Below are 23,758 nucleotides of genomic sequence, written 5' to 3'. Positions count from 1 at the left end.
GTTCATCTTCTGTTCCCTGTCTTTCATTCTGAAAAACAGACACTCCCGGAGTCAGTCAGGCTGTCGCTCCAAGCTTTTTTCTTTTTTTGCGGCTTTGGGGCTCCTCAACGACATCCAGCGGTTCATCCGTGAATGTGATCTCCGGCTTCTCTTTTCCGTCAATGACATCTTTTGTGACATGGCAGACTGCTGCCCGGTCTTCACTCGGCAGGTCAAACATGACATCATTCATCGACTTTTCAATCACACTCCGAAGCCCGCGGGCGCCGATCTTCCGTTTAATGGTCAGATCCGCGATTTCCTCAACTGCATCCTCATCAAAGGTCAGCTTCACCTTGTCCAGGGCAAACAGCTTCTTATACTGTTTGATAATCGCGTTCTTCGGTTCTGTCAGGATCCGGATCATCGCGCTGCGGTCCAGCTCATCAAGCGAAACGACAACCGGCACACGGCCGATAAACTCCGGGATCAGGCCAAACTTGATGAGATCCTCCGGCTGTACCTGCTTCAGAACATCGCCGATGTTCCGTTCCTCCTTTGTCCGGATATCTGCCTTGAATCCCATGCTCCTGGTATCCATCCGGCTCTCGATGATCTTGTCGAGCCCCTCGAACGCGCCTCCGCAGATAAACAGGATGTTGGTCGTGTCAATCTGGATCAGCTCCTGCTGCGGGTGCTTTCTCCCGCCCTGCGGCGGAACCGATGCCACCGTTCCCTCCAGAATTTTCAGCAGCGCCTGCTGGACACCCTCGCCGGACACATCCCTGGTGATCGAGACATTCTCGCTCTTGCGGGATATCTTGTCAATCTCGTCCACGTATATGATGCCCTTCTGCGCACGCTCTATGTCATAGTCCGCAGCCTGAATCAGCTTGAGCAGGATGTTCTCAACATCCTCGCCGACATAACCGGCTTCCGTCAGGGAGGTCGCGTCCGCGATCGCAAACGGGACATTCAGCATCTTTGCGAGCGTCTGGGCCAGGTACGTCTTACCTGATCCGGTCGGTCCCAGCATCAGGATATTGCTCTTCTGAAGCTCCACCTCATCATCGCTCGCCCGCTCATTTGACAGAATCCGCTTGTAATGATTGTATACAGCGACCGAAAGCGTCTTCTTTGCCTCGTCCTGTCCGATGACATACTGGTCAAGAAACGCCTTGATCTCCCGGGGCTTCATCAGATGGATGTCGCTTTCCATCTGAAGCTCCTCCTCTTCCCCCAGCTCTTCCTCGACAATCTCCGAGCACACACTGATGCATTCGTCGCAGATATACACATCCCCTGGCCCTGCAATCAGCTTTCGGACCTGATCCTCCGACTTTCCGCAGAAGGAGCACCGAATCTTCTCATATCCTTTATTCGCCATTCTTACCTCGATGTTACAACCTCGTCAATCAGTCCGTATGTCTTCGCTTCCTCAGCCGTCATCCAGTGATCGCGCTCTGTATCGCGTTCAATCACCTCAAGCGGCTGTCCGGAATTCTGGGAAAGAAGCCGGTTCAGTCTCTCCCGTGTCTTGATGATCTCATCGGCGGCAATCTTCATGTCAGATGCCTGTCCCTGCGTCCCGCCGGACGGCTGGTGGATCAGAATTTCTGAATTCGGAAGCGCGTATCTCTTGCCCTTCGCGCCGCCTGCAAGCAGAAATGAACCCATGCTTGCCGCCAGTCCGACGCAGATCGTTGATACGTCACACTTCACATACTGCATGGTATCATAGATCGCCATGCCTGCCGTGACAGAGCCTCCCGGACTGTTGATATACAGATGGATGTCCTTGTTCGGATCCTCCGACTCCAGAAACAGCAGTTCTGCAACAATCACGTCCGCTATGGAATCTGTGACTTCTTCCCCAAGGAAAATGATCCGGTCCTCCAGCAGCCTGGAGAAGATATCATACGATCTCTCCCCTCTGGACGTCTGTTCTATGACATAAGGTATCAGGCTCATGCGAATCCTCCTTAAACGAAAAGTCCCCGGTGGAAACGGTACGGACGAATTCGTCCGTCCGAATCCGCATATGGGGACTCTCACAATCAGTATCCTGCCGGTTCCGCTGAGAACGGCTTATACATCCGCAGGCTGCTCCTGCGGAATATCCTTCTTCTCTTCCTCTGCCGGCTTTTCAACCTCCACCGCATTGTCTGCGATGAACTCTGCCGCCATCTGGGTTGCGATCTCATCCTTCATTGTCTTGACGGACTCCTCACCCATCAGAGAAGTCAGCTTATCCTTCTCCATATTGTATGCCTTCGCAAGCTTTTCGATCTCCTCGTCGAACCGCTCATCGCTGCATTCAATCTTCTCCGCCTTCTGAACGGCTTCCAGCACCAGGCTGTTCTGGATTCTCTTCAGTGCTTCCGGCTTCATCTGGTCCATCATCTTCTTGCGGTCCATGCCGGTAAACTGCATGTACTGATCGATACTCAGACCCTGCTGGCCGATCCGCTGGCTGAACTCATCGAGCATACGGGCAGCCTGCTCCTCAACCATCGCTTCCGGAATATCCATCTCCGCATTCTTGACAGCCTCGGCAAGCGCCTCACTTTGCTTCTTCGCCTTGGCCTCATTCTCCTTGCGCTCGCGGATCTTCTGAGCGACATCCTTCTTGTACTCCTCAAGCGTATCGAACTCAGAGACGTCCTGGGCAAAGTCATCATCAAGTGCCGGAAGCTCCTTGACCTGGATGCTGTTTACCTTGCACTTGAAGACAGCCGCCTTCCCCTTCAGGTTCTCCGCCTGATAATCCTCCGGGAATGTGACATTCACATCGAACTCCTCGCCGATGTTCTTTCCGATAATCTGATCCTCAAATCCCGGGATGAAGGAACCGGATCCAACCACCAGCTCATAGTTTTCCGCCTTGCCGCCGTCAAACGGAACGCCGTCAATGCTTCCGTCAAAATCAAGCTTGATGTGGTCATCCTTCTGAACCGGGCGGTCATCCACATCGACCATGCGGGCGTTCCGCTCTCTTTCCTTGTCAAGTTCCTTCTGAATCTCCTCGTCAGAGACAGAGATCTCCGTCTTTGCAACCTCCACGCCCTTGTACTGACCGAGCGTCACAGCAGGCTTCAGAGCGACCTCTGCAGTATAGATGAACGGCTTCCCTTCCTCGATCTGAGTGATGTCGATCTTCGGGCGGGAAACAACCGTCTCCCCGCTCTCCTCGACAGCCTTGTCATAGGTTCTCTGAAGGACCAGATTCGCAGCATCCTCAAAGAAGACGCCCTTTCCGTACATCTGCTCAATCATCTTTCTCGGTGCCTTTCCTCTGCGGAAGCCCGGGATATTGATTCTCTTCCTGTCCTTTTTCCACGCATCGTTGAGAGCCTGCGTCAGCTCCTCTGCGGTGGCTGTGACAGTCAGAACCGCCATATTATGCTCTTTCTTCTCTACCGTAACGCTCATTGCAGCTTTACTCCTTCTGATTCGAATCGTTATTTATAAACAGCCGTTGTGGTATTATATCACACGGACTTTAAGTATACTACCGATTTTTTCAGCTGTCCACTCTCTCGCAAAATACAATACTCTGAGCGACGCGAGCCGCATTCTCACGGTCTGTCAGGCGCTCAATGATCTTCAATGAGAATGGAATGGCTGTCCCTGCGCCGCGGCTGGTGATAAAGCTGCCGGACTCCACAACCTCGTCTGTCGAAAGCTCTGCCCCGGTCAGGCCGCTCTCACAACCCGGATAACAGGTCGCCTTCTGTCCCTTCAGCAGCCCGAGCCCGCCGAGGACGGTCGGGCCGGCGCAGATTGCGCAGATCAGCTTTCCTTTTCCAGCTGCGTCCTTCAGCGCTTCTGCGAGTCCCTGATGCTCTTTGAGGTACGTGACGCCCGGCATCCCGCCCGGAAGAACCAGTGCGTCCGCTTCATCAATTCCGCAGGTCTCGAAGAGGCAGTCCGCTTCCACCGGAATCCGGCTTCTGCCGGTCACCGTCCTGCGTCCCATAATGGAAACCGTAGTCACATCCAGTCCGCCTCTGCGCAGAAGATCGACTGGTGTGAGCCCCTCAACCTCCTCAAAACCATCCGCCAGAAAGATCAGTACCTTTTTCATAGCGCTCCTCCTGTCATAATTATATGATTTTTTGATTCATAATAAAAATTTGGCTAAATTAGGTTAAATAAGTAGTGAAATCTCTGTCATTCCGTTTATAATAATATCATCTTCGCTGATCTCAATCGAAGGAGGGAGTAACATGAAGAATGAACGGCTCAGTCAGTTCAAGCAGCTTGGACTGACAATTGCTTACTACAGGAAATTAAAAGGATATACCCAGCAGGAGCTCGCAGAAGCCTCCGGCCTCAGCCGAACGCATATCAGCAACCTGGAAGCCCCGAACATGCCCACATCCATATCTCTTGAGAAGCTTTTCGACATCGCCGACGCGCTTGAAGTCCCTGTGAAGGTATTCTTTGACTTCAGAGCCTGAAACCGGAACGCTGCATCCATTCTTCCATAAAGCCAGCCTCTCAGACATCTCTGTCAGAATAGCCGGCTTGTCATTTGCAGGGCCATGTTTCTCCGCCAGGCGGACAGCCGCCTGACGGTTTCTTCTGCTCAGGCGGCGCCCAGCAGAAGGCTCAGAACCTGACGGGCATTCATGCCTGCAAGGCCGTCCGGATCAGACAGAACGCTTTGATTCCCGCTCAACGTCCAGCGCATCCTGGAATAATCGGTCAGATAGCTCGTTCCTCTGCTGCTGTCCGGATACTTCCTGTACCAGCGCGGGAAATACTTTTTCATATACCTGGCCGCCAGCTTCACCGCGCGGCTGTTCTTTTTCCCCCGCCTTGTCGCCGTCCCTGTGATCATGACACCCTTCGGACTCGAATGCACAAGGACAACACTTCCGTCGCTGCACTGTCCCAGAACAATATAGACATGCCCTCCCCGAAGGCTCATGATGTCTCCAGGCCTGAAATCCCTGAAGCTTCCCGCAGGCGAATAGTCTCCCCAGCCCCAGCCGGCGTATGTCCTTGCCATGTTCTGCGCCGGCATGACATAGTCTCCATGCCCGCTGACAGAATTGAATGTATTGTAGAGCACCCACCCTACATAGCCTGAACAGTCAAGCCCAAGGTGGGACAAATACCGGAAGTTTTTAAAGTTATAGGACCTGGAAGCCTTCTTGAAAAACTGCTCCCATCTCGGAGATACCCCGATTGTAGTTGCCTCGATGCTGCCTTTGTGCGTTTTCTTTTCGGCACCGGACGCCCAGCCTCCTCCCCAGATATACATCGTCTTTCCGACCGGAAGCAGCGCTGTAGTCAGAAAACTGCGGAGAGTCGCCTTTTGAATCTGGTAGCCTTTGTTGTCATAAAATGCTCCGCTTTCATCAAACTGCAGATTCAGGGCTGTATTCCGTACGGTGACCTGATCTTCCGGCGGTTCAGTCATCGGTGCCGTATTCGGCACCCCACGCACAACAATGACCGCAGAGCTCCTCGCACCGTGGTCTGCCGGATCGAAAAAGTAAGTTACTTTTCCGATTTTAATATAACCGAACTGCTGAACACCATTCTTCCGGAAATAATAATTGTTTTTCCCAAGTCTGACCTGCCCCGTTACGCGGAATCCGCCTTGATCCAGGTAATAGGTCCGGGTCCCGGTTTTCAGCCATCCCCGCAGCAGCCTGCCATCCGAAGAGACAAAACGGTATCTTTTTCTGACTTTCTTCCATCTGCCGCGTACCGGAAGCGGTTCCCTTTTCAGCGTCCGCTGAATTGTCCCCTGAAGTTCCTTTTCTTTGGCGAATGCGGCAGACGGCAGCATGCACATACAAAAAAGTGCGAGGAGCAGAGCCGTCATGGCACGGTGCCATCTCTTCCGCCGAGGGCTGCCTGTGTCCATCTCTTTCCAACTCTTCATTCTTTTCATCCTTCCCCTTTCTCCAGAATCCGGGCCGCCTCCGGCTGTATTTTACGCCATCCGGAGCCAGCGGCAGATTCACTTCCCGGTCATCCGGCGAACTTCTGGACGTACCCGCCGATCAGGATGGCCAGAATGCCGAGCGGAAGAATATAGGTCATGTAAAACCGGAACTTTCTGCTGAACTTCGGCCCCTCCCCGGCATTGGCTTCCTTCAGAAATGCATCAAAGCCCCAGCCGCTCTTCCTTGTACAAAACAGCACATAGATCAGCGACCCGATCGGAAGAATATTGTTGGAAACCAGAAAATCCTCAAAGTCCAGGATCGTCGATCCAGCTCCAAGCGGCTGGACCGACGAGAGAAGATTATAGCCCAGCGCGCATGGAAGTGATAAAAGGATCAGAAGGATCCCGTTCACCAGAACCGATTTCTTCCGCCTCCAGCCAAACGCATCCATATTCATCGCAATGATGTTTTCAAACACCGCGATCACCGTCGACAGGGATGCGAATACCATGAACAGGAAGAACAGCGTTCCCCAGAAACGTCCGCCTCTCATCCGGGCAAACACCTTCGGCAGGGCAATAAAAATCAGTCCGGGGCCCTGATCCATTTTCACATCGTAGGCAGAACACCCCGGAAAGATGATCAGTCCGGCCATGATCGCAACGAAGGTATCGAGTACGATCACCATTGCCGACTCGCCCGGAAGTGATTTTTCCTTGCCGATATAGCTGCCAAAGATCGTGAGCGCGGCGATTCCCAGCGAAAGCGTGAAAAATGCCTGTCCCATTGCCGCAAAGATGACGTTAAAAATCTCCGTCCCCTTCCACTGGCTGAAATCCGGAACCAGATAAAATTTCAGCCCCTCACCGGCTCCCGGCAGCGTAATGCTCCGGATCGCCAGAACCAGCATCAGGATAAACAGAATCAGCATCATCGGCTTCGTGACCTTCTCCACGCCATTCTGTACGCCCTGCGCAACAATCAGTAGTCCGATCACCGTCACGGCAAGCATCCAGAGCGCCATCTGCCTGGGGTCTGCAAGCATGGAATTGAAGATCTGACCGGCCTCATCCTCTGCGAGCCCGGACAGCTGCCCGGAGGCCATCTTGAACATATAGTTCAGCATCCATCCGGCGACCGTCGTATAGTACATCATCAGCAGATAGTTGCCGATAATCGCAAAAACAGTATAAAACCGCCACCCGGACCTCTCACCTCCTGGCGCCAGAGCCTGAAAGCACTTTCCTGCACTCTTCTTTGCGGCCCTCCCTACGGCAAACTCCATCGTCATGACCGGCCAGCCCATCACGACGAGGAAAACCAGATACAGCAGCACGAAAGCCGCTCCGCCATACTGTCCCGTGATAAACGGAAATCGCCAGACATTGCCGATGCCGATCGCGCATCCCGCGCTGACCAGAAGGAACCCAAGCCTTGAACCAAAACTTTCCCTTTTCTCCATCCCTGTACTCCACCTGACTTTCAGTATCCGAATTCCCCAGTCAGAGACTCATCGTTGTCAATCCATTCCTGCACTGGAATAACCCTGTAGTGCTCATCATCGTCCCGCACGATCACCTTCTCAATTCCGGCATTGATGATCAGGCGCTTGCACATACTGCAGGAGCAGGAATTGCGCACGTATTCCCCGTTTCCTGCTTCTCGTCCCGACAGATAGATGGTCGAACCGATCATCTTATCCCGCTCTGAGGAAATGATTGCGTTCGCCTCCGCATGGACAGAGCGGCAGAGCTCGTACCGCTGTCCCCTCTGTACGCCCAGCTTTTCCCGGATGCAGTACCCCAGATCCGTACAGTTTTTCCTTCCTCTTGGGGCACCATTGTACCCTGTTGAAATCACCTCATCGTTCTTGACAATCACTGCTCCGTAATGCCTTCTCAGACAGGTAGACCGCTTCGACACAACATCCGCCAGGTCGAGGTAATAGTTTACTTTATCGCGGCGTGCCATCCAGACCTCCTCCTTTGCAAACCACATGTTCAGATAACATTTGGCTGATATTATAGCATGGCCGGCCCCATTCGAAAAGCCGGCCTCATCTCGTGCTCCGCGCTCGATGATGAGCGGCCGCCTTTACAAAAAAGACGGCCTGCATGCACATATGCATACAGGCCGCCTTTTCATTCAGATGTCCGAGAGGACTCTCCCTGCATCAGCAGATTGTCCATCCATCCGGATCCGGCACACAGCCTTGATTACCTTCCGAACTGCGCGTCATTGTTTCCGGAGCTTGTCTGCCACATCTCGAGCATGTTGATCGGATCATTGTAGTCAGCAAGCCATCCCTCACGAGCGAAGTCGAAGTTGCCGTTCTTTCTGTCGTTCAGGAAGACGTTCCACTCCTCGGAGTTGATCGTCATGTTGATGCCGATTGCTGCCAGATCCTGCTGCATCGACTGAGCGACTGCGACATGCGCGGTACCATCGTTGGTCAGATACTCGATATTGATCGGGGTGGAGTCGGACAGCTTGTTGTCGTCCGTGAACTCATAGCCGGCATCCTCAAGGAGCTTGCGCGCCTCTGCGATGTTGTCATCGGTCGGGCCGGTTGTGCTCGGATCAAAGTATCCGACTGCATCCTTGTCTCCGAACTTCCAGGTCACCGGATAGGTGTAATCATCATCATTTGTGTCAAAGACACCACCCATTCCATCAGCCATACCATCCGGAATAAAGGTGCCTGCCGGCTCCTGTCCGGTCTGACCGACAGAATCAACGATCCACTGGCGGTCGATCAGCAGAGAGAAAGCCTTTCTCATCTCGGCAGCCTGCTCCGGTGTCTTGCCGTCGAACAGAGAGCTGTTGACGTTGAAGCACGCATAGTAGGTTCCAAGGTTCGGGATGATGTAGAAATCATCATTGTTGATGACGTTCGGGATCTCATCGTTCGGAACCGTATCGATGAACTGAAGAGATCCATCCTTGTATGCATTGTAGATCGCAGTGTCATCTGCGCTCAGCATGAAGTTGATCTTGTTCAGAGAAACCGCATCTGCATTCCAGTAGTTCGGGTTCTTCTCATAGGTCATGGACTGGTTGTGTGTCCAGGACGTCAGCGTAAACGGACCGGAACCGACAAAGCCAGCCTCAAGTGCCCATGCACCTGGGTTCTTTCCATCCGGATCAGCCTTCTCAATCGCCTGCTGCGGAACCGGGAAGAATGCCGGGAATGCGCACAGATCAAGGAAGTATGCGCAGGGCTTCGCGAGATGGACGGTGAAGGTTGAACCATCATCGGATGCCTCGATGTCGAGGGTACCATCATCCTTCTTTGCAAGGTTCATGGAATCGATCAGATAGCTGTAGTCCGCTGCAGTATCCGGGTTTGCCAGACGGTTCCAGCTGTAGACAACGTCGTTGGCATCCAGTGTATCGCCATCCGACCACTTCAGACCCGGCTTCATCTTGAAGGTATAGGTCAGTCCGTCTTCAGACTCCTGCGGCTCACCGTCAGCAAGCTCCGGGACAAGCTTGTTGTCCTTGTCATATGCATACAGCCCTGCGAAGTTCAGAATTGCGAGGCAGGCGCCATCAACCGTGGAGTTCAGTGCCGGGTCCAGATGGTCCGGTTCAGAAGCCAGGTTCGCGTTCAGCTCATTGTTCGGCGCTGACATATATGCAAAATACTTGAATCCGAACAGGTTCGCGTAGAGGCCTGTGCAGTCCTTGTTCAGCATGTAGATGTCGTTGTAGAAGTAGAGCGGAACGATTGCTCCGGTATCCATGAGCAGGTCTTCTGCCTTGTGCATCAGTGCCTTGCGGGCTTTCATGTCTGTCTCAGAGTAGATCTGGTTGATGAGGGAATTGTACTCATCCCAGTCCGGAGCAGCTGCGCTTGACTTTGTCGATGCAGCACCCTCCGTCGCACTCTCCGTTTCATCTGTCGCAGCAGCTGCTTCTGTAGCAGCTTCCGTCTCGCCTGCAAAAACAGGTGCAGCTGAAGAAAGTACCATTGCACCCACAAGGAGCGCGGTGATCACACGATTCTTCATTCAAACTTCCTCCTGGTTCGTGTAATGCCGGCGTTTGGCCGGCGCCAATAGGGTTATTTCTATGATTATACCGCAGTCTGCTGTAAAAATAAAGCCGATTACGATTAACCATGCAAATTATTACGGTATGCCTTCCGTCCCTTATTTGTTCCAGCAGGCGACCATATGTCCGCCTCCTCTGTCTGTGAGCGGAGGCATCTTTGCCTTGCACTCGTCGGTTGCGTATCTGCAACGGGTCCTGAAAGGACAACCCGACGGCATGTTCAGCGGACTTGGGACATCTCCTTCCAAGATGATCCGTTTTCGCTCCTTCGCCTGCTTCGGGTCCGGGTACGGGACTGCCGAAAGCAGGGACTGGGTATACGGATGAATCGGGTTGCTGTTGAGCTCGTTGGAGTCTGCAGTCTCCACCATCCGTCCCAGATACATGACAGCGATCCGCTTTGAGATATGATGCACGACCAGAAGATCATGGGCAATAAACAGATACGCGACCCCCAGCTGCTTCTGCAGATCCTCGAACATATTGATAACCTGCGCCTGAATCGAGACATCCAGTGCGGAGACGGCCTCATCGCAGACGATGAAGCGCGGATTCGTCGCAAGGGCACGGGCAATCCCGATTCTCTGGCGCTGACCGCCGGAAAACTCATGTGCATAGCGCGTCGCGTGCTCCGCATTCAGCCCGACCAGCTCCATCAGATGGAGAATCTTGTCTCTCCTGTCCTGTCTGGACGTATACAGCTTGTGGACATCCAGTGGCTCGCCGATGATATCCTCGACCGTCATACGTGGATTCAGAGAAGAATACGGATCCTGGAAAACCATCTGCATATCTTTCCTCAGTCCACCAATCGATTTTGCGTCGACCTTCTTCCCGTCAAAATAAACTTCTCCGCCTGTCGGGTTGTAAAGGCGCAGGAGCGTGCGTCCGACCGTCGTCTTGCCGCAGCCGGACTCTCCGACCAGCCCGAGTGTCTCGCCCGGTCTGATATCGAACGATACGCCGTCAACCGCTTTCAGCGGCTTGGAGTGAAACCATCCCGTCTTGATCGGGAAATACATCTTCATATCATGTGCCTGGACCAGATACTGACTGTCCGGCGTGAACTTTTCTTCCATCCTCTGCGCCTCCTCAGTCTTTTCCGGAACCTGCACCAGCAGTGTCATCAGCCTTCAGCGATCTGCCGCTGTCACCCGTAAAATTGATCATCCCAGCTTCCGCTTCCTTCTTCACCGCCATCCAGCAGGAAGCCAGATGACCGTCGACCGTTCTTGTCTCCGGCGGAACCTGCTCCAGGCAGATCTTCATCGCCGCATCGCATCTCGGGCAGAATGCACAGCCCTTCGGGAGATTCAACAGATTGATCGGTGTTCCGGAAATCGGTACCAGTCTCTGGCCGATCTTGTCAACACTCGGGATTGATCGCAGAAGTCCCTTCGTGTATTCATGTGCCGGACGATAGAAGATGTCCTCCGCCGTCCCTCTCTCGCAGACCCGGCCGCCGTACATAACGATGATTTCATCCGCCATCTGCGCAATGACACCAAGATCATGGGTGACAATGATGATAGCCATCCCCATCTTCTTCTGAAGATCCTTCATCAGTTCCAGGATCTGCGCCTGGATGGTGACATCCAGCGCTGTCGTCGGCTCATCCGCGATCAGGATGTCCGGCTCACAGGCAAGTGCCATGGCGATCATAACTCTCTGGCGCATACCGCCCGAGAACTCGAACGGATATTGGTGAATTCGCTTCTCTGGCTCATTGACTCCGACAAGCTTCAGCATCTCGATCGCGCGTTCCTCGGCAGCCTTCCCCTTCCGGTCAGTATGAAGCTTGATCGCCTCCTCCAGCTGCCAGCCGATCGTGAAGACCGGGTTCAGGGAAGTCATCGGGTCCTGGAAGATAATCGAACACTTCTTTCCGCGGAAGTCCCTCATCTTCGACTCCGGCCACTTCGTAATGTCTTCGCCCCGGAATAGAACCTTTCCGGATTTGATCGAGCCATTCTTCTCAAGAATCTGCATGATGGAATAGGCTGTGACGGACTTACCGGAGCCGGACTCACCGACGATTCCAAGCGTCTTGCCTTCTTCCAGATTGAATGTTACACCGTTGACTGCCATCACTTCGCCATGATCGGTCGTAAAGGAAGTGTGCAGATCCTGTACGGACAGAATATTTTCAGCCATCTTCCTTACCTCCGCAGCTTCGGATCAAACGCGTCGCGCAGACCATCTCCAAGCAGATTAAAGGCAAGCGTGATGAGCGCGATCATGATTGACGGGAATATCAGTTTATAGGTATATGTCGTGATGCCGGACCTTGCCGCAGAAGCAAGGGATCCCAGAGACGGCATCGGCGCCTTCACGCCCAGTCCGATGAAGCTCAGGAAGGACTCGGTGAAGATTGCGGACGGAATCTGCAGGGCAGCGGAGATAATGATGACGCTGATGCAGTTCGGCAGGATATGTTTGCGGATGATATGGCTGCTCTTCGCGCCGGAAACCCTTGCTGCAAGCACATAGTCGTTCTGCTTGATCGTCAGGATCTGTCCTCTGACCAGTCTTGCCATCCCGACCCAGTACAGAAGTCCAAACACAATGAACAGAGATATCATATTGGTTCCCAGGCGGGCAAGCAGGCCGTTCCCGGTCGGCTTGATGATCTCATTCAAAACGACAGACAGCAGGATGATCATCAGAAGATCCGGAAGCGAATAGATCACATCGACAATCCGCATCATGATCAGGTCGACCTTCCCGCCAAAATATCCGGAAATGGAGCCGTACAGGATTCCAATGATCAGGACGATCAGAGCAGCGAACACACCGACGGTCAGGGAGATTCTGGTGCCATAGATGACACGAATGAAGTAATCTCGCCCAAGCTCATCCGTTCCCATGATGTGCGGGAATACCTTTCCGCCCTGTGCCATGTACTGCTGTTCCATCTTTGAATAGGTAAATGGAGCAAGATTGGTTGCGCTCTTGTCTCTTCTGCCGTTGACCGTGATGATCTCAGAATAGCTGTAGGGCACGACACGCGGTGCGATCAGGATCGTTGCAATGATGGCGATCAGAACAATGATGCTGAAAACGGCGAGCGGGTTCTTCATCAGCCGCCTCATGCCGTCACGGAAGAATGAGGTCGACTCACTCATGACATCGGCCTGCTTCTTCTCCTCATCCGTTGCTTTTTCGAACTTTGACACATCGAGCTGGAGCGAAAGAGGATGCTTCTTCGGTGTCTTGCCCGGGCTGTATGGTTCGGTACTGATACCCATGATTTTCCTCCTTTACTCAAGTGTAATGCGTGGATCGATCAGCTTGTAGACGATATCCGTGATCAGATTCATCGTGACCATGAAGACCGCCAGGAAGATCGTCACGCCCATGATCATCGGATAGTCGCGGTTCGTGATGCTCTGGACAAATTCATTGCCCAGACCGCCGACCGTGAAGATCTGCTCTACAACCAGTGACCCTGTCAGAACAGACGCGATCATCGGTCCGACATAGGTTACGACCGGAATCAGAGCATTGCGGAGAGTGTGTACAAACAAAACCTTTCCCTCGCGCACACCTTTTGCTCTTGCTGTCCGGACATAGTCCTGTCCGAGGACATCCAGCATCGAGGTCTTTGTCAGTCTTGTGATATAGGCAGCCGGATATGCCGCCAGCGACAGCACCGGCAGAATCAGGCTCTGATGCTGTGGACTCCATGCCTGCACCCAGCCAAGCTTCACGGAGAAGATAACCAGCAGGAAAGAGCCGAGCACAAAGCTGGGAAGTGACGTAAACAGGGTTGATACAAATATAATCACCCGGTCCGGCCACTTGTTCCGCTGCAGGGCCGCAATGCTTCCGAAGAAGACACCCTCCACGACAGCCAGAAGGACCGCCAGGATTCCCATCTTTGCAGAAACCTTGAACTTGGAATTGATGGTTGCAGAGATTTCACGACCGGTCTTCGCCGATACGCCGAAATCACCGTGCGCGATATTCTTCATGTAAAGAAGAAACTGCTCTCCGACCGGCTTATCCAGATTAAAACGCTTCTCGAGCGCCGCCTGAACCTCCGGAGACTTGGCTTTCTCGCCGCTGAACGGTCCTCCCGGGATCGCATTCATCGTGAAGAATGTAATCAGACATACGATGAAGATCGTTGCAATGGCAAGAAGAATTCGCTTGACAATGTACTTGAACATGTTCAGACCTTTCTCCTTTGTAAAAAGTTGTCAATACGCTTCATTATAAAGTTCTTCAAAATCACAGTCAACGTAAATGTTTCACAGAATTGACATATATACCGCATTGTTTTGTCTTTGTGTGTTAGAATAAGGACATCGCTGGAAGGTTTCCGGCTGTACAATTCACCAACCCTGGCAGCGAAAGCGCTGCCAGGCAGCATTCAGGAGGTATTCTTCATGTCCTGTACAACCATACTTGTAGGAAAAGATGCATCATATGACGGAAGTACCATGATTGCGCGCAATGACGACTCCGGTGCGGGCCATTTCACCCCGAAGAAGATGGTCGTTCTGCCCGCCAGAGAGGGCGATACGGAATACACCTCCGTTCTCTCACACGTAAAGGTCTCTCTTCCGTACAAGGCGTACCGGTGTACGATCATGCCGAACGCCGTCAAGGGCAAGGGGCTCTGGGGAGCCTGCGGCGTCAACGAAAAGGAAGTCGGCATGACGGCCACCGAAACCATCACATCCAATCCGCGCGTGCTCGGTGCAGACCCGCTTGTGGAATATCAGCCGGCGGACGATACGCATCCGGAAGTCCCAGGCGGAATCGGCGAGGAGGACCTCGTCATTCTGACACTCCCTTATATCAACTCTGCCCGCGAAGGCGTCCAGCGTCTCGGTGCTCTGCTTGAAAAGTACGGCACCTATGAGATGAACGGAATTGCATTTTCAGATAAAGATGAGATCTGGTGGCTCGAGACCATCGGCGGCCACCACTGGATGGCAAGGCGTGTACCGGACGACAGCTACGTCGTCATGCCGAACCAGCAGGGGATTGACGAGTTTGATTTCGAGGATGCACTCGGAGAGCAGGCGGACTTTATGTGCTCCAGTGATCTTCTGGAATTCGTGGAGCGGTACCACCTCGACCTCACCCAGTATTTCAATGACGAGCTGGAGCTTGAGGAGGACGACGAGGATCCGGACAATACTGCCGGCGATGTGATTGACTTCCGCCGTGGATTTGATGACGATTCAGACACGGACAGTGAGGACGATGAATCAGACCAGGCTCTCTCCGAATTCGACCCGCGCGCGGCCTTTGGCAGCCACGATGATGCCGACCATGTCTACAACACGCCCCGTGCCTGGTTCATGCTGCGCTACTTCAATCCGACCGACTTCGTCTGGGACGGTCCGGATGCTGATTACAAACCCGAGTCAGATGATCTCCCGTGGTGCCTGGTCCCGGAGAAAAAGATCACCCCGGAGGATGTGAAGTATGTACTGAGCTCCCATTTTCAGGGAACTTCCTACGATCCGTACAAGAGCTATGGGGATAAGTCGCTTGCCGGCGCCTACCGTTCGATCGGCATCAACCGGAATGATTTTCTCGGTTTTATCCAGATCCGCCCCTATATGCCGGAGGGCAGCCGGGCCATCGAGTGGGTGGCATTTGCATCCAATGCCTTCAACGCGATGATCCCGCTGTATCCGCAGGTGGACCGCTTCCCGGATTATCTGTCAAACACGACCGGCAAGGTCTCCACCGACAATTTCTACTGGACCTCCCGCCTGATCGCTGCACTCTCAGATGCCGGTTTCAGGAAAAATCAGAATCATATCGAGCGATACCAGCTCCTTGTTCAGTCAAAGGCAAACCGGATCATCAATACAAGCGACGACGAGCTACGTGTTCTCGGCGATCCGGAAATGATCCGGAGCGTCCAGGAGAAAGCGAATGCGGCTGTCGCAGAGCTCGCCAGCAAAGCTGCTTCGGACACGCTCTTGCAGGTACTCGATGAGACGAGCAATCTGATGAAGAATCAGTTTGCCCGCTCAGACGCCTGATTTTGTCCGATGCCAGCGCAACGTCTCTTTCAATGTTCTGCCCAGGTGTCATGATATACAACCAGGCTTGCATCATGGTTCCCGGCTCATCGCTTCCCAAAAAAGCGGCATCCCGCCCGACGCGGGATGCCGCTTTCTGCCGCCCGGATGACACATCCGTCAGCCTTTCCTGTTTTCTTTACTTTGCATATTTTGTCAGGCCATTCTGACTGATGATCTGCAGCAGTGCAGATGTATATCCGCCTGCCTGCGCATATCCGCCGTTCCCGATCCGGCTGGCATATGTGTAATAGTTCCGGCATCCGATCAGACTCGGGAAATACCTCCGGATGTAGGCATTGTATCCTTCCAGGCTCTCCGCTTCACTGCTGTAACGTCCTCCGTAGATGCCAAAGAGATTGTTGTGTGGCTTCACGGAACCATAGCCTGTCTCCAGGATCGCCTGGGCAACAGTGACCGTTGCCAGAATATTATTCTTTCTCTGGTTGTGCCTGGCCATCTCCCCGATGCGGCTCACAAAGCTGCCGGTCCCGCCGGCATACCTGCACCCGGTGAAAACACCCTCCTGGTTGAAGACACAGGATATGCCATTGACCTTCTTCGTGCATCCGGCATACGCCCGTCCAATTGCTCCTGCTCCGCCCGTCTCAGAGAAGTAGTACTCTTTCCCGCCAATCGTCTGCCAGCCGGTCAGAAGACTGCCCTTCCGGCTCCCTGACGTTCTTCCATAATACTTCCGTCCGCCGACATGAATCCAGCCGGTCATCATTCTGTGATCTTCGCCGTAGTAGTACCATCCGGATCCGATCTTCACAAATCCCTGCCGGGCAGCGGCTGTCTTCTTTGCTGCTGCCTTCTTCGTTGATGCAGCCTTCTTTTTCGAGACAGATTTCTTCTTGGAACTCTTTTTTGAGCTTTTTGCTTTCGTACTTTTTCTGGTATTTTTCTTTTTGTTGCTTTTTGAGATCTTTGTTTTCTTTTTTGCCGACTTCTTTTTCGTCGTCTTTTTCCGTGAAGTCTTCTTCGAGGTTTTTTGATTCTCAGCCGCTGCCGCAAAGGTGACCTGCGTCTGATTGAGAGCGGGCCATTCCGGCAGACCGGCCAGCGTCATTGTCATCAGGACTGCGGCAGTCAGCGTTCTGACACGGCGGCACTTGTAATGAAGCATTTTCATACTGACCCTCCTTAATCGAATTCATTCGATATGTTACAATATTATTAAGGAATTGTCAATATTTGTGCCTTTGATACCGTTTCCCGGTCATATTGCCAGCTTCACAGAACCTTGCTCAGGAAATCCTTCGTCCGCTTCTCCTGCGGGTTGGACAGCACTTCGCGCGGGTCTCCCTGCTCGACAATATAGCCGCCGTCCATGAACAGCAGCCGGTCGCCGACCTCTCTTGCAAAGCCCATTTCATGGGTGACCACCACCATTGTCATACCCTCGGAGGCGAGCTCCTTCATGACCTCGAGCACCTCCCCGACCATCTCCGGGTCAAGCGCGGACGTCGGCTCATCAAAGAGCATGATGTCCGGGTGCATGCAGAGAGCCCGTGCAATCGCAACTCGCTGCTGCTGTCCGCCGGAGAGCTGATCCGGGTAGGCGTGTGCCTTCTCGTCCATGCCGACTTTTTTCAGCATCTGCATGGCGGTCTGTTCCATCCGCTCCTTGTCGTCCTTTTTCAGCTCCAGCGGTGCCATCATCAGGTTCTTCAGAACGTCCATGTGCGGAAAGAGATTGAAATGCTGGAACACCATCCCGATATTCTGGCGGACATGATTGATATCGGTCCGTCTGTCCAGGATATTCTCTCCATCCACTGTAATCTCTCCGCCGGTAGCCGTCTCCAGCCGGTTCAGACATCTGAGAAATGTCGACTTGCCGGATCCCGACGGACCGATCACGACAACGACCTCCCCCTCGTGAACATCGACTGAAATGTCCTTCAGCACCTCCAGCTTCCCGAAGGACTTGCTCAAATGGGAAACATGAATCTTGACATTTCCCTCAGACTGCTTTTCTGCCACGGTTAAGCCTCCTCTCGATGACCTTTGCCGCCTTCGACAGGGCAAGGATGATAATCAGGTACATCACCGCGACGATAAACCATGTCTGGAAAGACCTGAACGTATTGGCAACAACATTCTTTGCCGAATTGACCAGCTCTGGGAAACCGATCACGGAAAGGATCGACGTATCCTTCAGTGTGATGATGAACTGGTTGATGATCGTCGGGATCATTGTCCGGATCGCCTGTGGCATCACAACCTTGCGCATCGCCTTTCCATAAGGCAGCCCCAGCGAGCGGGCTGCCTCCATCTGCCCCGGGTCCACCGACTGGATGCCCGCGCGGATAATCTCCGCCATGTAAGCGCCGCAGTTCAGCGACAGGCAGATCGTGCCTGCCGTCAACGCGCTGAGCGTCACATTCTGTCCCATCATATTGTTCAGGAAATAAGGAATGCCAAAGTAGACGAAATAAGCAAGAACAATCATCGGAACGCCGCGGATGACATCCACGAACACTGTCTCGATCACATTACAGGCCTTGTTGTGTACCACTGCGAGCAGACCGAAAATCAGGCCGATGATCGATGCAAAAAACAGGCCGGACAATGCCAGAAGCAGCGTCTGTCCCATCGCCCTCAGCAGAAGACTGCCATAGTTACTGAGTATATAAGCCATCAGTCGTATCCTTCCTGTCTTATCAGCACAGACACCAGTCAGGCAGCCCCTTTTTTGTCGGGTCATGCGGTGTCATCCGCCACACCAGTGTACAGATCTGCATGCAGATGTGCGGACGGCTGTATGGATGTCCGGTTCCCTCTGAAAAGGCCGCCGGTCTTCTAAGCCGGCAGCCCGATTCACATGTCAGGTTGCTTCGGGATGCTCCTGCTGCATCACTCTGCTTCCGTTGAAACCTCTGTATCTGCCTCTGTCTCAGAAGGAACCGCGTCCGCGCCGAGATACTTCGTTATGATCTCTGCATATGTACCGTCAGCCTTGATGTCCTTCAGCCCGGCGTTGAACAGATCGACAAGCGCCTGCTCATCCTTGTTGAAGACCGCAAACCCATAAGGAGAGCCTTCATTCTGCGTATTGTCGAGGACCTTCAGCGCAAGCTTTCCTTCCTTGATGGAGGTCAGCATAATCGGCGTATCCTCAAAGCAGCCGACCACCTGTCCGCCAAGGACAGCCTGATACATGGTCGGCGAATCCTCAAAATAGGTAATGGAGAAGCCATACTGTTCCTTCAGGCTTTCCGCATAGGACGCCCCCTGCGTGCCCGTCTTGACACCGACCGTCTTTCCTTTCAGATCGTCAAAGCCTGCAAGATCAGAGTCTTCCTTCACTGTCAGAGACTGCGTGGCGTTAAAGTATCCGTCAGAGAACATCCATCCGCTCTTCTTTCTCTCATCTGTGATGGATGCGCCGGCGATCATACCGTCCGCCTGCCCGGCCTGGCAGGCCGCGATCGCGGAATCCCAGCCAAGGCTCTTCAACTCATAATCAAAGCCCTGATCTTTTGCAATCGCCGCGAGAATGTCCACATCAATCCCGACAAAATCTCCCTTGTCATCCGTGTACTCAAACGGCTTGAAAACCGTGTCGGTAGCAATGACATACTTTTTCCCGGAAGGAGCAGCTGCCTCCGTTTCACCTGCCATTGCGGGCACGCACATCACTGCACTCATCAGAACTGCCGCTGCACAAGCTACTGCTTTTTTCATTGCGAAACCTCCTCTTTCAAAACCAGTCAGGGCAACAAGAGAGCTGCGGGCTGACCCCCTGTTATCCGGCACCGCAATTTCTGCATATTTATGCAGAAAGGCGCCTGACTCTTCTGTGTCCGGCGCCCTCGTCAAAAACAATATTACTCATACTTATTCTGTTTGTCAACAAAACATTATGTAATTGCAGGATATTCCGAAATTTTTTCTATCCAGCATAAGTGTTCGCACATGTATATACTTTTCCTCTTCCCTGCGCTGCATCCAGGGCGGTTTTGTCTTGTCTCAGATCAGTGCCAGACTCTTCAAAATATACAGCCACAGTGCCAGCGAGAACGAACAGCCCGCCGTTGTCATCATAACTGTGCTGGATGTCAGGGTTCCCTCATGTCCCATACTCGTCGCCATCACGTAGCAGGCAACCGTCGAGGCAGACCCGAGCATTACCGTCAGAGCCACAAGCTGCTGTCCCCGGAACCCGAAGGCAACGGCAGCAGGCAGAAAGACTGCCTCCAGCACCAGAAGCTTCATCAGGGAGGCCGCGATCGCCGGCCCCGCCTTCTTTCTGGCTGCCGCCGGGTCGAACATCGCTCCCATCGCAATCAGCCCCAGCGGTGTCGCCATTTTCCCGACATCCGAGATGACCTTTTTCGGAATTCCCGGGAGCGGCAGTCTGAGAAGTGACCAGGCGAACCCGATGAAGATGCCAAGCAGGATCGGGTTTGTGATGATCCCCAGCACTGTCTTTCTCACAAGGGACTGCCTGTCTGCGCTCTGCGGCTGCGCGTTCTGAGCGGTGGTCATCAGCACAATCACCGCGAAGATGTTGTACAGCGGAACCGATCCGATCATCATCAGCGCCGCCATCGCCGTATGGCCTTCCCCGTAGATGTTCTGGATGAATGCCACCCCGAGAATCGCCGCGCTGGAGCGGTAGGCCACCTGTATGAACTCGCCCCGCTCCGCCCGGTCATTCCGCAGAACAATCCGCGAAATGAGGGCAGCCAGGCAGATCGAAAGAAAGGTGGCAGCCAGACAGAACAGGACAAATTTCCCGTTCCACGCGGAGGCAAAGTCCTGCCCCGCCATATCCACAAATAGTTCAAAGGGCAGCGCAATTTTGAAGACAAATGAATTCAGCTGCTTTGCGAAATCCCTGCTGACCAGCTTCAGGAGGGACAGCACGTACCCCAGAACCATCAGCAGAAAGATCGGCAGCGTTGCATTGATACTGAAGATCAGATTTTCCATAAGATTCTCACTCCTCCGCCTTCGCCCGGCGGCACATATTCTCCCGGTCATTCCTTTCCGGAAGCTTCCGCGATCTCCTCTGCAAGCTCCTGGAGCTCCAGCCAGCGGTCCTCCTTCGCTGACAGCTCCTCCGCTGTCTTCTGCCGCTCTGCCGTCAGCTCCTCCAGCTTTGTGTACTGCGTGGCACACTCCCCAATCTGCCGGTCCAGCTCATCAAGCTTCTCCTCAAGAGCAGCGATCTCCTCATCGATATGGTCGTACTCCTGCTGCTCCCTGTAGGTCATACGGCGCTTCTGATTCTGGCGGCTCTGTGCCTTCTGCTGCGCATAGGCCTGTGCCCCGGTCAGCTCCTGCACTGCGCCTGTCGGAGCCGGCTTCCGTCCTGTTTCCTGTCCGCCATCCCCGCTCCGCGCCTGCCGCTTGTCATAGTAATCCGTAAACCCGCCCTCATACTGGACAAGCTTTCCATCCTCGAACGCAAAGATCCGGTTCACAACCCGGTCGAGGAAATACCGGTCATGCGAGACCACGATGATGATGCCAAGGAAACGGTCGAGGTAATCCTCGAAAATCTCCAGCGTCTCGATGTCGAGATCGTTCGTCGGCTCATCGAGCAGCAGCACATTGGGCTGGCTCATCAGAACCAGAAGCAGCTGGAGCCGCCGCCGTTCCCCGCCGGAGAGATTTCCGATCTTCGCCCACTGCATCTTCTTGTCAAACAGGAACTTCTCGCACATCTGGGAGGCTGTGATCAGCCCGTCCGTCGTCCGGACGTATTCTCCGACCGCCTTCACACAGCCCAGAACCGTCTCCTCCGGATCCATTTCCCCGGACTCCTGACGGAAATAGCCGATCTTCACCGTCTCCCCGACCGTCACAGTACCGGTATCCGGCTGAATAAGCCCCGCAATCACATTCATGATGGTCGACTTTCCGCATCCATTTCTCCCGATGAAGCCGACCCGGTCATCCCGCAGAAACCGGTAGGTGAAATGGGAAAACAGTACCCGGTCCCCGTAGGCTTTCGAGATATCCTCCAGCTCGACCGTCTTCTTCCCAAGGCGTGTGGATATGGAGCTGACCGTCAGCGTGCTCTTCTCCATCCGTGCCCGCGCTTCCCTGGATGCCTCACGAAGATCCTCAAAACGATCAATCCGCGCCTGCTGCTTGGTGGAGCGTGCCTGTGCTCCCCGCCGGATCCAGGCCAGCTCCGTCCGCAGCAGGTTCTGCCGTTTATCCTCCGCCCGGACTTCTGCCTGATCCCGCTCCTGCTTGCGCTCAAGCCAGATTTCGTAGCCGCCGTCCACGATATACAGCCTGCCCCGGTCCAGCTCCGCAATCCGGTTTGTCACACGGTCCAGAAAGTACCGGTCGTGTGTAACCAGCAGCAGCTCGCCCTTGAAGCGCCGGATGGCATCCTCCAGGAAGAGGATCATCTCCTGGTCGAGGTGGTTGGTCGGCTCGTCCAGAATCAGCACCTCAGCGGGCGACAGAAGCGTCTGCGCCAGTGCGATCCGCTTCCGCTGTCCGCCTGAAAGACTGGACAGCTCAGCCGTGTGGTCCGTGATTCCGAGCCGGTTCAGCATGGCGCGCGCCTGAGCTTCCTCTTCTGTCCCCGGACGCCTGCCATGCATCACCGCTTCGTAGGGAGACCGGTCTGTTCCGAAGTCAGGCGTCTGTGCCAGATAGGAGATACTGACATCCCTGCCCTTGACCACGGTTCCCTCATCCGGCTCCAGAATGCCTGCCGCGATCTTCAGCAAAGTGGACTTTCCTGTCCCATTGACACCGATCAGGCCGATCCTGTCACCGCTGCTGACTCCCAGAGACAAGTCCGTGAACAGCTGATGCGTCCCGTAGTTTTTCGTGATATGTTCAAGATTCAGTATATTCATTCGCTATGATTCCCGTCTGTCTTCCATCCGCCGGCGCGCCTATCCTGACGCTCCTGTCATTCCAAATATTACCTGCGCCATGCATGCGGTCTGCCCAGAATGCTTCTGCCAGGCAGAATCATTCTGGCGGAGCTGATTGCCGTGATTCTCCGTTTCCCGGAAAAGGAAAGGCACAGGAGCAATCCTGCCTCCTGCGCCTTGTCATCACTTGCTCTTCTTCGCCGCCTGGCGTCTCTTCAGGGCTGCAAGCTGCTGCTTGACCTTCTTTGCCTCCGCTTCCTTGCTGTCCTTGTTCTTCTTTCCCATCTTACTCATGGCGCAAACCTCCTTCACTGCATAATCCCGGATATCATAGCACAACTGTACAGGTCAAGGAAGAGCGGATTTAAGCAAGCGCTGAACAAACAGGCTGCAGCATTTGCCGTGCATTCTTTCTGTGTGGTAAAATATTACGGTGTCTGCACAGCAGGTCTTCGTGCAGCAAAACGTTTCGGGTGCAGAAAAAGTCCCGGCAGGCAGGAGAATCCGGATATGCATGAAATGGGAATCGTCTACCACGTGGCGGACGAGGTGGAAAAAATTGCGGCACAGAATGACATCCGCCATATCGGGAGCGTCACGCTTCAGATCGGAGAGGTAACCGGCGTCATCTTCGACTATATGTCCGACCTCTGGGGCTGGGTCTCCGACAAAAGCAGCCTTCTGAAGGGCAGTCGCCTTCTCTATGAGCAGATTCCTGCCGTCACGCTGTGCAAAAGCTGCGGGCAGCGTTACGGCACCGTGCAGGGCGGCCGTCAGTGCCCGCACTGTGGAAGCTGGGATACCGTCCTTGTCCAGGGGAATGAATACATCATCAAGCAGATCGAGGCGGACAGCTGAGTCCGGTTCAGAAATCCGGGGGGCCGGGGTCAGGCAGATCATTCAG

21 protein-coding genes are annotated in these 23,758 nt (G+C 53.9%); 3 read left to right on the top strand and 18 right to left on the bottom strand.

Annotation, left to right across the window (positions count from 1 at the left end; translation table 11 throughout):
• Positions 1 to 55: 55 nt before the first annotated feature.
• From clpX to ACTQ1N_RS06065, 4 genes are all read right to left on the bottom strand, one after another.
• Positions 56 to 1,366, bottom strand: coding sequence for an ATP-dependent Clp protease ATP-binding subunit ClpX (gene clpX, locus ACTQ1N_RS06080; RefSeq protein WP_441955619.1), 1,311 nt, complete (start codon positions 1,364 to 1,366; stop codon positions 56 to 58).
• A gap of 2 nt (positions 1,367 to 1,368) precedes the next feature.
• Positions 1,369 to 1,950 carry an ATP-dependent Clp endopeptidase proteolytic subunit ClpP gene (gene clpP, locus ACTQ1N_RS06075; RefSeq protein ID WP_441955617.1) on the bottom strand — a complete coding sequence of 194 codons (582 nt, stop codon included), beginning with the start codon at positions 1,948 to 1,950 and terminating at the stop codon, positions 1,369 to 1,371.
• A 117-nt stretch (positions 1,951 to 2,067) separates the two neighbouring features.
• Entirely contained in the window at positions 2,068 to 3,411 is a 1,344-nt protein-coding gene (gene tig, locus ACTQ1N_RS06070; RefSeq protein WP_441955615.1) for a trigger factor, read from the bottom strand.
• A gap of 91 nt (positions 3,412 to 3,502) precedes the next feature.
• Positions 3,503 to 4,066 carry a DJ-1 family glyoxalase III gene (locus ACTQ1N_RS06065; protein WP_441955613.1) on the bottom strand — a complete coding sequence of 188 codons (564 nt, stop codon included), beginning with the start codon at positions 4,064 to 4,066 and terminating at the stop codon, positions 3,503 to 3,505.
• A gap of 142 nt (positions 4,067 to 4,208) precedes the next feature.
• Between ACTQ1N_RS06065 and ACTQ1N_RS06060 the strand changes: the two genes are divergently transcribed.
• Positions 4,209 to 4,442: a helix-turn-helix domain-containing protein gene (locus ACTQ1N_RS06060; RefSeq protein WP_441955611.1), complete on the top strand. Its 234-nt coding sequence runs from the start codon at positions 4,209 to 4,211 to the stop codon at positions 4,440 to 4,442.
• Between the two features lie 128 nt (positions 4,443 to 4,570).
• Here the strand turns inward: ACTQ1N_RS06060 and ACTQ1N_RS06055 are convergent, their stop codons facing one another.
• The 8 genes from ACTQ1N_RS06055 to ACTQ1N_RS06020 form a co-directional block, all read right to left on the bottom strand.
• On the bottom strand, positions 4,571 to 5,881 hold the full coding sequence (locus tag ACTQ1N_RS06055; protein ID WP_441955609.1) for a hypothetical protein: 1,311 nt from the start codon (positions 5,879 to 5,881) through the stop codon (positions 4,571 to 4,573).
• A gap of 89 nt (positions 5,882 to 5,970) precedes the next feature.
• On the bottom strand, positions 5,971 to 7,350 hold the full coding sequence (locus ACTQ1N_RS06050; RefSeq protein WP_441955607.1) for a sodium-dependent transporter: 1,380 nt from the start codon (positions 7,348 to 7,350) through the stop codon (positions 5,971 to 5,973).
• Between the two features lie 20 nt (positions 7,351 to 7,370).
• Positions 7,371 to 7,859, bottom strand: coding sequence for a deoxycytidylate deaminase (locus ACTQ1N_RS06045; protein ID WP_441955605.1), 489 nt, complete (start codon positions 7,857 to 7,859; stop codon positions 7,371 to 7,373).
• Between the two features lie 245 nt (positions 7,860 to 8,104).
• Positions 8,105 to 9,901, bottom strand: a complete 1,797-nt coding sequence (locus tag ACTQ1N_RS06040; protein ID WP_441955603.1) for an ABC transporter substrate-binding protein — start codon at positions 9,899 to 9,901, stop codon at positions 8,105 to 8,107.
• Positions 9,902 to 10,042: 141 nt separating this feature from the next.
• Positions 10,043 to 11,023 (bottom strand): ABC transporter ATP-binding protein, encoded by a 981-nt coding sequence (locus tag ACTQ1N_RS06035; RefSeq protein WP_441955601.1) that lies wholly within the window; start codon positions 11,021 to 11,023, stop codon positions 10,043 to 10,045.
• A gap of 13 nt (positions 11,024 to 11,036) precedes the next feature.
• Positions 11,037 to 12,098, bottom strand: coding sequence for an ABC transporter ATP-binding protein (locus ACTQ1N_RS06030; protein ID WP_154521512.1), 1,062 nt, complete (start codon positions 12,096 to 12,098; stop codon positions 11,037 to 11,039).
• A 5-nt stretch (positions 12,099 to 12,103) separates the two neighbouring features.
• Positions 12,104 to 13,192, bottom strand: coding sequence for an ABC transporter permease (locus tag ACTQ1N_RS06025; RefSeq protein WP_441955599.1), 1,089 nt, complete (start codon positions 13,190 to 13,192; stop codon positions 12,104 to 12,106).
• 12 nt (positions 13,193 to 13,204) lie between these two features.
• The gene (locus ACTQ1N_RS06020) at positions 13,205 to 14,116 is read right to left on the bottom strand and encodes an ABC transporter permease (protein WP_320808193.1); all 912 of its coding nucleotides are present in this window, start codon (positions 14,114 to 14,116) and stop codon (positions 13,205 to 13,207) included.
• 219 nt (positions 14,117 to 14,335) lie between these two features.
• On the opposite strand from ACTQ1N_RS06020, the gene ACTQ1N_RS06015 reads away from it, so the two are divergent.
• Positions 14,336 to 15,955, top strand: coding sequence for a C69 family dipeptidase (locus ACTQ1N_RS06015; RefSeq protein WP_441955596.1), 1,620 nt, complete (start codon positions 14,336 to 14,338; stop codon positions 15,953 to 15,955).
• 178 nt (positions 15,956 to 16,133) lie between these two features.
• Here ACTQ1N_RS06015 and ACTQ1N_RS06010 read toward each other — a convergent pair whose 3' ends face one another.
• From ACTQ1N_RS06010 to ACTQ1N_RS05985, 6 genes are all read right to left on the bottom strand, one after another.
• On the bottom strand, positions 16,134 to 17,129 hold the full coding sequence (locus ACTQ1N_RS06010) for a glucosaminidase domain-containing protein (protein WP_441955594.1): 996 nt from the start codon (positions 17,127 to 17,129) through the stop codon (positions 16,134 to 16,136).
• 101 nt (positions 17,130 to 17,230) lie between these two features.
• The gene (locus ACTQ1N_RS06005; RefSeq protein WP_441955592.1) at positions 17,231 to 17,983 is read right to left on the bottom strand and encodes an amino acid ABC transporter ATP-binding protein; all 753 of its coding nucleotides are present in this window, start codon (positions 17,981 to 17,983) and stop codon (positions 17,231 to 17,233) included.
• On the bottom strand, positions 17,964 to 18,641 hold the full coding sequence (locus tag ACTQ1N_RS06000) for an amino acid ABC transporter permease (protein WP_441955590.1): 678 nt from the start codon (positions 18,639 to 18,641) through the stop codon (positions 17,964 to 17,966). The genes ACTQ1N_RS06005 and ACTQ1N_RS06000 overlap by 20 nt, the downstream gene beginning before the upstream one ends.
• Before the next feature lie 215 nt (positions 18,642 to 18,856).
• On the bottom strand, positions 18,857 to 19,687 hold the full coding sequence (locus ACTQ1N_RS05995) for a transporter substrate-binding domain-containing protein (RefSeq protein ID WP_441955588.1): 831 nt from the start codon (positions 19,685 to 19,687) through the stop codon (positions 18,857 to 18,859).
• A gap of 285 nt (positions 19,688 to 19,972) precedes the next feature.
• Positions 19,973 to 20,938 carry an AEC family transporter gene (locus ACTQ1N_RS05990; RefSeq protein WP_441955586.1) on the bottom strand — a complete coding sequence of 322 codons (966 nt, stop codon included), beginning with the start codon at positions 20,936 to 20,938 and terminating at the stop codon, positions 19,973 to 19,975.
• 47 nt (positions 20,939 to 20,985) lie between these two features.
• A complete protein-coding gene (locus ACTQ1N_RS05985) occupies positions 20,986 to 22,833 on the bottom strand; it encodes an ABC-F family ATP-binding cassette domain-containing protein (protein ID WP_441955584.1) in 1,848 nt (615 codons plus the stop codon).
• Positions 22,834 to 23,364: 531 nt separating this feature from the next.
• On the opposite strand from ACTQ1N_RS05985, the gene ACTQ1N_RS05980 reads away from it, so the two are divergent.
• Positions 23,365 to 23,712, top strand: coding sequence for a hydrogenase maturation nickel metallochaperone HypA (locus ACTQ1N_RS05980; protein WP_154521541.1), 348 nt, complete (start codon positions 23,365 to 23,367; stop codon positions 23,710 to 23,712).
• The last annotated feature ends 46 nt before the right edge of the window (positions 23,713 to 23,758 follow it).

Origin of the sequence: Porcincola sp. LCP21S3_C12 (assembly GCF_052118625.1) — a bacterium.
GTDB lineage: Bacteria > Bacillota > Clostridia > Lachnospirales > Lachnospiraceae > Porcincola.
Note: the sequence above shows the minus strand (reverse complement) of the source record. Positions and strands in the feature narration are given on the sequence as shown.